This is a genomic window from Intestinibaculum porci (assembly GCF_003925875.1).
In the GTDB taxonomy this organism is placed as follows: Bacteria; Bacillota_I; Bacilli_A; order Erysipelotrichales; family Coprobacillaceae; genus Intestinibaculum; species Intestinibaculum porci.
The window spans coordinates 233,625-246,726 of sequence record NZ_AP019309.1 but is presented as its reverse complement, the minus strand read 5'-3'; the positions used below and the strand labels follow the sequence as shown (position 1 = coordinate 246,726).

The window sequence follows — 13,102 nt, the reverse complement described above, 5'->3', positions numbered from 1 at the left end:
TAAGTGTTTTATTTTTCTGAGATTATTTCTCATTGTTTTTGACCTTTTTTAAAAGAGTAATAGCAAGAACGGCAGAGATGCCAAGCCCTGCACACCATTTTGCAATTTCTGTTGGATCGCCTGTGTTGACCACAGAAGTTTTTTTCTTCTTTACAGGCTTTGGCTTTCTTGTTGGTGTTTTTTTGCCCAGCTCTTCAAGCATTGATCCGTCGTTGATCACAGAAGTTTTTTTCTTCTTTACAGGCTCTGGCTTTTTTGTTGATGTTTTTTTGCCCAGCTCTTCAGGCTTTGATCCGTCATAACTGTAGATAATGTCTTTCTTGTATTTTCCGTCTTTTGTTGCCGTCAGTTCAGAAGAAAGCTTACCGCTTTTATCTGTTGTAACAAGCACACTTACTTCATATGTATCTTTCTGATCATCAGTAATGGCATAATGATAGTTCTTTGGCTCGCTTAATATCACAGTAAAATTTCCCTGACTGTTGTTGAGCGTCATCTCTGTTTTTTCCGGAAGAGGTGCATCATTTGATGAAATTGTAAATGTATGAGCGTTTTTGTCTGAACAGGTGACAGGAATGTTTACTTCAAGTGATGGCGTTTCTGCATGAACAGGAGCACACATCAGGCACATTCCCGCAATACATGCAAAGACTGCATTTCTGATAAATCTCATGAAAAAACTTCCTTTCTTTTTGTATTATGTTTTCTGCTATTCGTACGTCGCAAACACGACTGTTCTTTCGTCTGTTTCCGTATCCTGACAGGTTGAAAGCGCAAGTATCTTCTTATTTCCTGCAAGCTCAGGCGAAAGTCTGATCAGTTCTTTTCTCTTGTCGCTGATGTTCTGCTGAACGTCAAACACTGTCTGATTTTTTCCGCTTATGCTGATGCATGAAACAATCTTCAGGCTGTATGTATTTCCTTTTCTTGTTTTGAGAATCCCTGTCGCATGTTTTTTCAGATAGCCGTTATCATGGTAGGCGTCAAGAGCGCCGAACATCTTTCCCTGAGCCATATGATGCCCGTAGATAATCGAATACGGATCAGAAAAATCGCTTTTTGATGCCGAATCAAGAAAAATGCTTCCTGACAGCGACATTTCCCCAAGCGGGTTTCTGTTCATGTATTCAGTATTTGTCTTCCCCTGCATGATCGGATAGTCAATGTCTGTATGATCAATCGTGATCCATCCCACTGCTCCAAGCTGTTCCATTGTATAGCCTGTATAACCGATGTCTGCTTTGTGAAGCTGACGCTGATAGATGTAGAACGAATATCCGCCAATGATCATTGCAACAACAATAACTGCCGTAATAAAGAAATCTACAACATGGTTGACGATGGCATACGCTCTTTCCTCCGGCGTTCTTCCGTCGTATTCGCCAAGCTTTTTGAGAAAATTCATCCCCATTATGAAACGCCTCCTGTCCGAAGTGATGCAAAATACACGCCTTCCACATTCTTCAGCGAAATATCTCCATATTTTCTGGAATCTGACGTATCAGTACGGTAGTCATTGACTACAAATATTTCACCGCTTTTTACTGTATGTTCCGCAACGTTTCCCGGCACAGTGTAGAATGACTCCTGCTCATATCCGTTGACATAAAGCTTTTCATGATCAATGCTTACTCTGTCTCCGGCGATGCCGACCGCTCTTCCGATCTTTATGCCGGATGGCGTCTTATAGGAAACGATATCTCCTCTTGCCGGTGTATCCAGACGATAGAAAAGGCACATGTCTCCATCGCTGATTGTCGGATACATCGATGATCCATCGCATACATGAAAGCTGAAGACAAAAATCAGAACAGCAGAAATGGCTACAGCCAGAATGACTAGCTTTTCAAACGGCCATAGCCACTTATAAATGAGCTGCTTTCTGCTCATTATTTATTCGAATTTTTCAGTGCCTGTTCAACGTTTTTTCTGCGCTTTCTGATGACAATGGCAATTGCTCCGCCAGCTGCCGCAATGCCCATGATGTTGAATGCTGCACGGTTATTGTGATAAATACCAGTTGGAAGAACGCCTTCACGGTCATTTGTATATGCAATGGTTTCGTCCCCTGCCAATGTCTGCGTAGCAATTGCATCGGTATGATCGTCTTTGCTATGCGTCAGATCGATAGCCTGAGCATTTTTTGTAGCGGATGCAGAATAATCTTCACTTGTTTCCGTTACAGTGTATTTTGCGCCTTCAGTAAGACCGTTGACTTTCAGTGATTCACCGTGTTTCAGGTATACGTCGAAGGATGCATTTCCGCTGTCGTTAGCGGTAAGTGCAAGTCCTGACATGTCGGCATCTGCCCCAGCTGGAGCGGAGACATCGGCGAACGATCCTTTTCCTTCTGTTGCCACAAAACGTTTCTGACCGCCATCTCTTTTGCCTGTACCTGCATTGTAGGCATAGGCAACTGTGTCTGTGCTCTTGTATGGCTTGTGGCCGTCCTTATCAGTCAGGAATAATCGTGCTCCTCCGTCAAGATCTGTAATATCTACATGAAATTTGAAGTACTGATCTCTGAACCCCTGATTTCCTGTAACAGTTTTTGTAAGTGTAAGATCCTGTGTTGTATAGGTGTTTGTGAATCCTTTGTTTTTTTCTTCAGGATTTGTGCCATCCTTTTTTTGTGCTTTATTTGCTGTATGGAAGACGTATCCTTGAATGCTCAGTTTCCCATTATCGTCTGATTCCACATAAACGTCCAGATATCTTGCTGTTGAGTCCTTTGTGATGCCCTTTTCACTGGTATCATTTTCTGTGATCTTGTATCTGTAGACACCCGGTTCGCTGAATGTTACCTTTGAAAAATCAACTGTAGATGTCTGCTTTGCGTATTTATGATCTTTGTCTAATCCAATAACCTGATCAGCTGTTTTTTCATCATATGTTTTTGAGTCTGTGTTTGTTCTTACTGTCTGTGCTGAATCAAATGTCTGATCACCTGCTTCAAACGTTGTAGATGATGCCGTTGGTGAACCAATACCCTTTCTTATAGTAAGATTTGTTCCATTTGTATCTTCCGGATTAGGAAGACTTTTCATTTCATCATCTGTTGGAATAGACACTGTATAGCTGAATGTAGCATTTGGAACGTTTGCGTTCTTTTTCATTACCAGATACTTGTCAAATGTTGTTTTAGTTGTCACAGTCGCTGATGGATCTGCAGTAGCTCCCGTGTTGTTCGCTGCAAAAGCAGGCACTGCATTCATAATTGCACCAGCCATCAGGACTGCTGACAAAGCTGAAGCTGTGCTTAATTTTTTTCCTTTTTTCATATCAAAATCTGGTATATTCTAATTAGCTCATCGAGCTAATAGAAATATACATTTCCTTTCTATCAACTTTATATCCGTAGTTGATTACGGTTTAGAAATAGTATATGTTTGAAAACGTGAATGTGTATGTGGATTTATTACAAAACCTGTAGCTTTGACTACTTAGAGAAGTCTCATACCACAAGCTTATTCAACGAGCAAACATGAGTTAGATGAGTCTTTGAATTCGCATTTGGCACCAGATTTTACAGTTTAAGTCTTGTGGGTTCAACGCAATCACAAATATCGTAATGAAAGGATCATTTACTTATGATTTCATTAGGAATTGACGCCTAGAAGAATAAACATGTCTTCACTATCGTCGATCTAGAAACAGGCAATGTCATTGGTAAGCCAATGACTATCCAAAACAACATTGATGGTTTCAAAAAACTTGAAGAAACAATCAAGTCTTATTCGAAAGACAACATTAAAATTGGCATGGAAGATACCGGCCATTATCACTTTAACCTGCTGTGGTATCTGATAAATAAGGAATACAACGTTTATCTCATAAATCCAGTTACAACAAACGCTGACAGAAAATTGACACGTAACATCACTAAAAATGATGAACTAGATTCGGTACAAATCGCAGAAATACTAGATTACCCAGAGAGGAAGAAACTCTACAGAAAAGTGGATAAATCTTTTTTCGAACTGAATGAAATGAAAAGTCTTACCCGCTTGCACAGTGATCTTTACTTTTCGTTCAACCCAGTAGGTCATAAAATCCAGAAATCACTAGATATGCTTTTCCCGGAATTTAACAGCCTTTTCAGCTTCCATTACGGAAAGACATACATGAATATCCTAAAAGCCTTTAAATAACTGCAAGCATTGCAAAAGTCGATATAAGGGAGATCAGAAAAGTCATGAATCAGTGCTGTCGAGGAAGACGTGTAAGGTTCACAGCAGAGGATCTTAAAGCATGAACGCAAAGATCTGTAGCCATGCCTAACATAGGTGAAGAGTATGCCCTGGAAAGTCATTTAAACCAGTACATGTTGTTAAGTAAAGGGCTTACAAAAGTGGATAAAAAAATAGAAGAGTTTTCTAAAAAGACCAACTCTCCTATCTTAACCATTCCAGAAATTTCACACACTTCCTGTATCACTATACTAGCTGAAATCCGCTGCATTAGCAACTTTAATTCAGTATCAAAATTGACAAAATACATTGATACTCCCATGCACTATGAATCAAGCCAATATGAGCAAAGACATAGCGCCATTACTAAAAAAGGGAATAAATATCTCAGGAAAATGCTTTATCAGGTCATAACACCCGTTATTAACAACAATAAAGTATTTAAGGACTTTTACGATAAGAAAATAAGTGAAGGTAAAAGCCATAGGTGTGCGCAAGGACATTGTGTGAGAAAGCTGATTAGAATTCTCTTTCACATCCTTATAACCGGAGAATTAATTGATTCAGCAAAACTAGTATAAAAACCAGTTCATTAAAATTCCCATAATATATCGTTATGACATTTGAAGGATCTTTGCATAGTTTTGTTGTGAATAAATTCACGCACATATCAAATTTTCAAAGTTCTACTATACTTTAGGTAAACCAACTAAAATCTCGTAATATTTTCAAACTTTTTCATAAAATTACTTGATTTTTATATAGTTAGCCCCTTTTTAAATACGATGTGATTTTTCTAATAATAAGTGAATACGATGGATCTTACGATCATAAGCATCTAAGGTATTTAACTTATAACACCAGTTTGGTTCACCGATGGTTCCTGGCGTATTGATGCGGGCTTCATTACCTAAGCCTAATAAATCAAACATTGGAATAATCGCTTTGACACATGGTGAATCTAATGTAAAACGCACTAACTTATTAGCCATGTCGCCATGATATGGATAATGCGACATAATCTTTCTTAAGCGACGACGTTCATTCTTTGGTAAGTCATGATACCAGCCATTGACTGGAGCATTATCATGAGTCCCGGTATAAGCGATTGCAAAAGCTGGTAAGACGAAGTTATGTTTTTCTTCATCAGGGCCAAAGCTGTATTCTACGATACGCATACCTAACATATGATAATGATCTTTTAATTCTAAGACTTCCTTACGTAAGTCACCTAAATCTTCGGCAACGACGTTTAAGTCAGGGAATTTAGCGAATACCGCATCGAAGAAATCATAGGCTGGGCCTAAGATCCATTCGCCGTTTTTGGCGGTCGTTTCTCCCGCTGGAACTTTCCAGTACGTATCGAAAGCACGGAAGTGATCGATGCGGACAATATCGAATAAGTCTTTGTTCCAGCTTAAACGTTCCATCCAGAATGAGTAACCATGGTCTTTCAGGTAATCCCAGTCATAGAGCGGATTGCCCCATAACTGACCATCTTCACTGAAGTAATCAGGTGGGACACCAGCTACCGCTGTTGGTTTGTCATTCTGATCTAATAAGAAACATTCTTTATGACTATAGACATCTGCACTATCTAACCCAACGTAAATAGGCATATCCCCCATTACCTGTAAGTGCAAGGCATGGGCATAGTCTTTTAAAGCAGCCCACTGTTTATCAAAAATAAACTGTAAGAACTTAATATAAGCCACTTCATTGTCATCGACATCAAAGGTTGTCCATTCGTTCCACTGCTTATTGCCATTAGCCTTCTTTAAGGTCATGAATTTTGCATAATCATCGAGCCAGAAAGCCCGTTTGATGAAGGCTGCGTAGTCTTCATCTTCTTTGAAGTGTGCGAATGCTTCGCGTAAATACTTTTCTTTAAATTGTCTCACGCCTTCATAATCAATGTGATGATTCATCGCATTGAAATGAGGGACTTCACCAATTAATCCTTCTTTGGTGAGTTCATCTAAAGAAATATAGATTTCATCTCCCGCAAAAGAAGAATATGGCTGATAAGGTGAGTTTCCATAGCCCAAAGGATTTAATGGCAGCAGTTGCCAGATGGCAAAGCCAGCTTTAGCTGTTGATCTTAAGAAATGGCGTGCACATTCCCCAAAATCACCAATACCATGTGGTCCATTGAGCATAGAAACAGGCATTAAAATGCCTGCTTCTCTATTTAAGTTTCCAGATGTCTTCATTGTACTGACGGATCGTTCTGTCACTTGAGAAATAACCAGCTGCAGAGATGTTGATTAACATCTTCTTAGCCCATGCATAACGATCATTGTAGTCCTTGATAGCACGCTCTTTGGTTTCAATGTAGTCTTTGGCATCAATTAAAGCCATGAACCAGTCTTTTGTACATAAATCATGATGTAAACGTTCTAAGCATTCATGATCTCCGACTTTAACCATTTCATCAGAAACGATGAAGTCGACTAATTTCTTTAATTCTGGATCTTTTGCTAAAACATCTGCTGGATGGTAATCCGCTTTTTCATAATGTTTGATAACTGTATCAGAATCAATACCGAAGATATAGATGTTCTTGTCACCGACTAAATCATGGATTTCGACGTTAGCCCCATCATCGGTACCAATTGTTACGGCCCCGTTCAACATCATCTTCATATTACCGGTACCAGAAGCTTCTTTAGAAGCTAAAGAGATCTGTTCTGATAAATCACAGGCTGGGATTAACTGTTCCGCATAAGTGACGTTGTAGTTTGTAACCATGACAACTTTTAAGTATGGTGATACTTCTGGATCCGCATCGATGATCTGCTGGAGGCAGAGAATCGTGTGGATAATATCTTTAGCTAAGATGTAAGCAGGTGCTGCTTTAGCCCCAAAGATGCAGGTAATTGGGTGAGCAGGTAAATGGCCTGCTTTGATCTGTAAGTACTGATAGATGATGTATAAAACATTCATCTGCTGACGTTTGTATTCGTGCAAACGTTTGATCTGGATATCAAAGATGGATTCTGGATCAACTTTGATGCCTTCTTTATCATAAAGCACTTTCGCTAACTGATTCTTCTTTGTCTGTTTGATGTCTAATAAACGCGTTAAGGCATCATGATCATTTAAGTAATCTCTTAACTTTGTTAATTCATCAGCATCCGTCTTATAATCTTCACCGATTAAGGAATCGATGAAATCCGTTAATTCTTCATCACAGTCCATTAACCAGCGACGGAATGTAATACCGTTAGTTTTATTGTTAAATTTCTTTGGATATAAATCATAGAAGTCTTTTAATTCTGACTGTTTTAAGATATCCGTATGGATGGCAGCTACACCATTGATTGAGAAACCGAAATGGATATCCATAGAGGCCATATGAACAAGTTTATTTTCATCGATAATGGCAGTCTTAGGATTATCGCTGCGTTCATTTGCGACCGCATCTAAGGCTTCAATAATTGGGACTAACTGTGGCACGATCTCTTCTAAGTAGTACATTGGCCATTTTTCCAACGCTTCCGCTAAGATCGTATGGTTAGTATAGGCACAGGTACGAGAAACGATCTGTACACATTTCTTGAAGGTTAAACCTTCCTTCATTAATAATCTGATTAATTCTGGGATGACTAATGATGGGTGGGTATCATTGATCTGGATACATACATATTTGTCTAATTCTGTAAGTGGGATTTTACGTCTCTTCAAATCTTCTAAGATCATCTGAGCGCCATTAGACACCATGAAGTACTGCTGGTAAACACGTAATTTCTTACCATCTTCATCCGAATCATCTGGGTATAAGAATAATGTTAAATTCTTTAATAAGTTTTCTTTATCAAAGGCAATGCCATCATGAACGATAGATTCATCAACAGTATCGATATCAAATAAGTGTAATTTGTTTTTATCACCTTTATAACCTAAGACATCAATATCATATAATGTTGACTTTAAGCAGAAATCTTTATATTCGACCATATAAGATTTCTTCGTCTTATTTAACCATGAGTATTCCCCGATCCAAGGGTTTGGTGTTTCATACTGTTTATTGTCTTTGAATTCCTGTTTGAATAAACCTAAGTGATAGTTTAAACCAATCCCATCACCAGGTAAGCCTAATGTGGCAATAGAGTCTAAGAAGCAGGCTGCTAAACGGCCTAAACCACCATTTCCTAAAGATGGTTCATTTTCGATTTCTTCAATTTCACTTAAGCTCTTGCCATTTTTATTTAAAATCTCTTTGACTTCTTTACGAATTCCTAAGTTGATTAAGTTATTACTCATTAACTTACCAATTAAGAATTCAGCGGAGAAATAGTAAACCTTTCTTTCCCCTTCAATAGTCTTTTTATCTGCTAAGAGTTCTTTAACGACGCTTAATAATGTAATATAAGTCTGTTCGTCTGTTAAATCACGTAATGTGCCATTAAATAACTGCTGGGCTTTTTCTTCCAACATTTTTTCGAGTTCCATAATATTAACCTCCGTTCAATGATACTATACATGGATCATTTTTAGGTTTCAAGCGCATCCAACAAACTTGATATAAACCTAAAAAAAGCAACACATTCTATGTCTATTGTAATGTCTTGTTAACAATGAAACAAGCTTTTTGGATCTCTTTCTCAATATTCCAAGAGACAATGTACATCATTTCACTTTGTCCGAAGAAAGATCTTTTGAAGTCCCTTCAATAATAGATAAATTTGCGTATAATGGTAAGGAAGGTAGGTAAATAGATATGATATTAAATCAAATAGATCAAGAGCTGCTCGCTCTTGCCAAGCAGTCCGACATGGACTTAGCAGACATCTATGCCCAGATTGATGATGTCTGTCTGAAAAATTCCAATAAAGTGTTATCCGCTTTTATTGAAAACAATGTCTCTTATACAGACTTTGCGGATATCAATGGTTATGGCAATTATGATGAAGGCCGTGATAAATTAGAACGTATCTTTGCCCGTGTTCTAGGCGCAGAAGATGCTTTAGTGAGACCGCAGATCATGAGTGGAACGAATGCCATCTATCTCACTCTTTCCGCTTTATTAAAACATGGTGATACGATGATTTCCCTCTCTGGAGATCCTTATGATTCCCTTCAGGAAATGATTGGTCTTTATGGCGATTCAAGCCAATCATTAAAAGCCAATGGTGTCGCTTATGAACAGATTGATCTCATCAATAATGCTTTTGATGAAGAAAAGATTGTCCATCGCCTGAAAGAACATAATGTGAAACTCGTAGAAATCCAGCGTTCCCGCGGCTACTCTGCGCGGGATTCTCTATCCATTGCGAAAATCGCTCATGTCATTGAAAAGATTCGTGAAGTTAATCAGGATGTCATTATTATGGTGGATAACTGTTATGGTGAACTGGTTGAAGAATTAGAACCTTGTGATGTCGGCGCCGATCTTGTCGTTGGCTCGCTCATGAAAAACTTAGGCGGCGGCATTGCCAGTACCGGCGGCTACGTCGCGGGGAAAAAGGAATTCATTCAGATGGTTGCAGAACGTTTAACCGCGCCCGGCATTGGCAAAGAATTAGGGGCTAACTTTAATTTAAACAACTCTTTCTTTAAGGGGATCTTTATGGCTCCTAATGCCGTAAAGAATGCTTTAAAGACCGCGGTCTTTGCGTCTTATATGTTAGAAAAACTCGGCTACCAGAAGATCTGGCCTGGCTCACGTGATCACCGTACGGATATTATTCAGACGGTAGAACTTGGCAGCAAGGAAGCCTTAGTGAAATTCACTCAGGGCATTCAGTCCGCTTCCCCGATTGATGCCTTTGTGAAAGTGTTACCGGCACCGATGCCTGGTTATCCTTTTGACGAAGTCATGGCAGCCGGCAGTTTCACTCAAGGCAGTACCATTGAATTAAGTGCTGATGCGCCTGTGGTCCCTCCTTATACGCTGTATATGCAGGGTGGTCTAAGCATAGAATATGGGAAGTTATCCATTCTATTAGCTTTATCCAACTTAAAAAAATAAAGTTTTGTTAAAAGGGAAATGAAAAGATGGCCGATGCGATTGCATCTTGCCATCTTTTTTACATTTCTTTATCACTTGTTAAACGACAAATAATCCATATTATATAAATAGAACGATCGTATTTTCTAAGGGTGTCCTGACCCTATTTATTGACAAAGCAGCTAAAAGGGCCGGCAAAACATTTCAGCTTTCTCATCAGTGAACACCTTAAGATTTTTAATCTTTTTTCTTTTTCATCATAAAGTTCCACATTGAACTTACTGATGTACTAGGTTCTCGTCTTGATATTTCTGATAAGCAGCTTAGACCACTTGGCGAGAGTTCCTGTTTAACTGATAACGCTGAAAGAGTGGCTTTTAATGTCAACAGTGCACGATTGATATCAGTGCCTTGTTCAATCTCATCAGCGCATTTCTTAATCACTGTATATTCCTGAGGATTGAGTGATTGATCATCAAGGACTTGATTTAAAAATGAGAATACGCTCTTTTTTCGATTCATCATAAGACTCCCCTATTTATTTCTTTTCTAGCGTGAACTTAAAGTATGGATACATCGCTTCCGAGCCATTGGCTAAGACTAAGTAATACGTGCCTTTCTTTAAAGTAAAGGTCTGTTTGCTTTGTTCAATATTCACCGCTGCGACTTCCGCTAGCTTCCATTCATCCATTTCATCAATATCTTTAGCATGCAAAATGCGTTCCGCATTTTCTAAGTCAAAGGTGCCAGTGATTTTGGTCTTTTCCTTAAGCGTGAATTTAAAATAGACACGATCCTGCGTCGTCTGTCCTTCATAGGTATGGCCAAACTGCAGCGGATATGCTTTTGACGGCTGATTATACTTCTTGACATCCATCAGATGTGAAAGTGTGACTAACTGATCCTGCACCTGCAGTTTACCTTTAGAAAGAGCTTCTTTAAAGACGTAGTAAGTCCCTGGTTTCAGGATTCTCTTCATATTGACTTCTTGACGTGTTGATGCACTCATGACATAGCTATTAGCTAATAAAGTTGTCTGGGCTTTTAAATAGCCTTTATGTTTAACTCTTACCTTATAGGCAATCACTTCATGTTTTTTCACATTGAAACTCTTATACGTATTGAGTTTTAATGCTGGCATCTTACTTTTACGATGCATCACCATTTTGATCTTTCGACTTTGCTTATGATCTTCTCCATGATAAGAAAGCTTATAAGTGCCTCTTTTTAAATAGATCACTTTAAACTGCTGATCATGAATCTTATAGCTTTTCTTCTTACGCGTCAGCTTGATATAGCCATCTTTACGATCCTCATCTTTCCAGCTGAAAGAGACATAACTTGTTTTTGGCACTTTCACCTGATAGGTAATCTTTTTCTTTGGATCCCCTTTGACTGTTTGCCATTTATTCATTGTTAATGATGATTTCGCATAAACTGATGATAGTGGCATCAGTAATGCGACAGTTAACATCATCGCAAGACATTTCTTCATAAACATCCACCTCTCATTTCCTACTTATATCATAAATAAGTAAGAATGGTATTGCAATGTTTTTTACACACTGCCCATTTGTCCGCCATCTATACGAATGACGGTATTATTAATATAGTTAGCCTGCTCACTGATCAGAAACATCACTAAGTAAGCCACTTCTTCTGGCTCACCATAACGTTTGACCATAATCTTTTCGGTTTCCTCTTTGAGGAACTCTTCATCATAGCCATCTAATTCATTTTCAGTTCCAATAAAGCCTGGCGCAATGGCATTCACCAATACATAAGGACTGCCTTCCACGGCTAAGTTATGAGTTAAAGAAATCAGCGCTGCTTTGGAGGCATCATAATCAATACACATCGGATAATAGGTATTGATGCCATTAGTCGAGGCAATATTAATAATCCTCCCCCATTCCCGCTCAATCATCCCATGTAGTGCGGCTTTTGCACAGTTATAGGCCCCTACCACATTAACGTTGAGGGTTCGACGAAACTCCTCGGCCGTTTTTAAATGCCAGAGATTGGAGAGATCGATCGCCGCATTATTGATGAGAATATCGCAATGCATTCCGGCTTCTGCAATCTTTTTAAACATCTCTTCCACTTGTTTTTCATCACTGACATCTGCCTGAACGGCTAGACAATTGATATGATATTTTTCGATCAGTTCTTTTCGCAGTGCTAAAGCTTCTTGCTTAGAAGTATGATAATTAATCACCACATCATACTGCTTCGCACAAGCGTGACAGATGGCTTTACCGATGCCTTGCGCGCCGCCTGTCACTACTACACATTTCTTCATAGATATGAAAAAAGAGCTTGTTTAAGCTCTTCCTGCGTATTTACCATCAGCGGTATATACGACAACTTTTTCGCCTTCAGCGATGAACTGAGGAACTAAAATCTTTAAACCAGTATCAGTAACGGCATCTTTGGTCTGGTTTGATGGTGCCCCTTTGATTGCTGGAGCAGTTTCCGCAATCGTTACTTCCACTTTTTCTGGAACTGATAAGGTTAATAAGTCACCTTCGAAGAACAATAAGTTAACTTCCATACCTTCAGTTAAGAAGTACTTTGTGAAACCAACCTGTTCTTCTGATAATTCATACATATCATAGGTTTCGGTATCCATGAAGTAGTATGTTCCATCAGCTGCATAAGAATATGAAGCCACCTTTTTCACAATAGTTGCTGGTTCAAACTTCGTTGACGCATTGAAGTTACGTTCCTGAGTTGCTCCTGTTTTCAGGTTTTTCATCTTTGTTTTTAAGATGGCTGCTCCTTTTCCAGGTTTAACATGCTGGAAATCTAAGACAACCCATGGGTCGCCATCAATTGTTAAAGTTAAACCGGTTCTAAAATCACCTGCTAAAATAGCCATAATATTTCACTCCTATTTCTTTCATTTTTCTTTTACATTGTAACAGTTTTATCGCTGTTTCTCAATTTTCCATGCATA

Annotated in this window: 13 protein-coding genes; 3 read left to right on the top strand and 10 right to left on the bottom strand. The window is 38.8% G+C overall.

The genetic code is table 11. From position 1 onward, the window contains the following. Positions 1-22 precede the first annotated feature (22 nt). Genes SG0102_RS01255 through SG0102_RS01240 form a run of 4 tightly spaced genes read right to left on the bottom strand, consistent with a single transcriptional unit; the run spans position 23 to position 3,281 of the window. The gene (locus tag SG0102_RS01255; protein WP_125118265.1) at positions 23-673 is read right to left on the bottom strand and encodes a hypothetical protein; all 651 of its coding nucleotides are present in this window, start codon (positions 671-673) and stop codon (positions 23-25) included. 36 nt (positions 674-709) lie between these two features. Beyond that, complete coding sequence (locus SG0102_RS01250) at positions 710-1,411, bottom strand: class B sortase (RefSeq protein WP_125118264.1); 702 nt, start codon at positions 1,409-1,411, stop codon at positions 710-712. Then, positions 1,411-1,890, bottom strand: coding sequence for a signal peptidase I (gene lepB / locus SG0102_RS01245; protein ID WP_125118263.1), 480 nt, complete (start codon positions 1,888-1,890; stop codon positions 1,411-1,413). The genes SG0102_RS01250 and lepB overlap by 1 nt, the downstream gene beginning before the upstream one ends. Continuing rightward, positions 1,890-3,281 (bottom strand): DUF7601 domain-containing protein, encoded by a 1,392-nt coding sequence (locus SG0102_RS01240; RefSeq protein ID WP_125118262.1) that lies wholly within the window; start codon positions 3,279-3,281, stop codon positions 1,890-1,892. The genes lepB and SG0102_RS01240 overlap by 1 nt, the downstream gene beginning before the upstream one ends. A 396-nt stretch (positions 3,282-3,677) precedes the next feature. On the opposite strand from SG0102_RS01240, the gene SG0102_RS15630 reads away from it, so the two are divergent. Then, positions 3,678-4,151 (top strand): IS110 family transposase, encoded by a 474-nt coding sequence (locus SG0102_RS15630; RefSeq protein WP_231999835.1) that lies wholly within the window; start codon positions 3,678-3,680, stop codon positions 4,149-4,151. Positions 4,152-4,273: 122 nt separating this feature from the next. After that, positions 4,274-4,771, top strand: coding sequence for a transposase (locus SG0102_RS15625; RefSeq protein ID WP_231999834.1), 498 nt, complete (start codon positions 4,274-4,276; stop codon positions 4,769-4,771). Between the two features lie 195 nt (positions 4,772-4,966). Here SG0102_RS15625 and malQ read toward each other — a convergent pair whose 3' ends face one another. Together malQ and SG0102_RS01225 are read right to left on the bottom strand one after the other, a co-directional pair. Further along, positions 4,967-6,403 (bottom strand): 4-alpha-glucanotransferase, encoded by a 1,437-nt coding sequence (gene malQ, locus SG0102_RS01230; RefSeq protein ID WP_125118261.1) that lies wholly within the window; start codon positions 6,401-6,403, stop codon positions 4,967-4,969. Then, a complete protein-coding gene (locus SG0102_RS01225) occupies positions 6,378-8,645 on the bottom strand; it encodes a glycogen/starch/alpha-glucan phosphorylase (protein ID WP_125118260.1) in 2,268 nt (755 codons plus the stop codon). The genes malQ and SG0102_RS01225 overlap by 26 nt, the downstream gene beginning before the upstream one ends. 268 nt (positions 8,646-8,913) lie before the next feature. On the opposite strand from SG0102_RS01225, the gene SG0102_RS01220 reads away from it, so the two are divergent. Beyond that, a complete protein-coding gene (locus SG0102_RS01220) occupies positions 8,914-10,164 on the top strand; it encodes a methionine gamma-lyase family protein (RefSeq protein WP_125118259.1) in 1,251 nt (416 codons plus the stop codon). 216 nt (positions 10,165-10,380) lie between these two features. Here SG0102_RS01220 and SG0102_RS01215 read toward each other — a convergent pair whose 3' ends face one another. The 4 genes from SG0102_RS01215 to efp form a co-directional block, all read right to left on the bottom strand. Beyond that, positions 10,381-10,668: a hypothetical protein gene (locus SG0102_RS01215; protein ID WP_125118258.1), complete on the bottom strand. Its 288-nt coding sequence runs from the start codon at positions 10,666-10,668 to the stop codon at positions 10,381-10,383. A gap of 13 nt (positions 10,669-10,681) precedes the next feature. Continuing rightward, positions 10,682-11,638, bottom strand: coding sequence for a hypothetical protein (locus tag SG0102_RS01210; protein WP_125118257.1), 957 nt, complete (start codon positions 11,636-11,638; stop codon positions 10,682-10,684). A gap of 63 nt (positions 11,639-11,701) precedes the next feature. Next, positions 11,702-12,445, bottom strand: coding sequence for an SDR family NAD(P)-dependent oxidoreductase (locus SG0102_RS01205; protein ID WP_125118256.1), 744 nt, complete (start codon positions 12,443-12,445; stop codon positions 11,702-11,704). A 21-nt stretch (positions 12,446-12,466) separates the two neighbouring features. Next, positions 12,467-13,024, bottom strand: a complete 558-nt coding sequence (gene efp / locus SG0102_RS01200; RefSeq protein WP_125118255.1) for an elongation factor P — start codon at positions 13,022-13,024, stop codon at positions 12,467-12,469. Positions 13,025-13,102 lie beyond the last annotated feature (78 nt).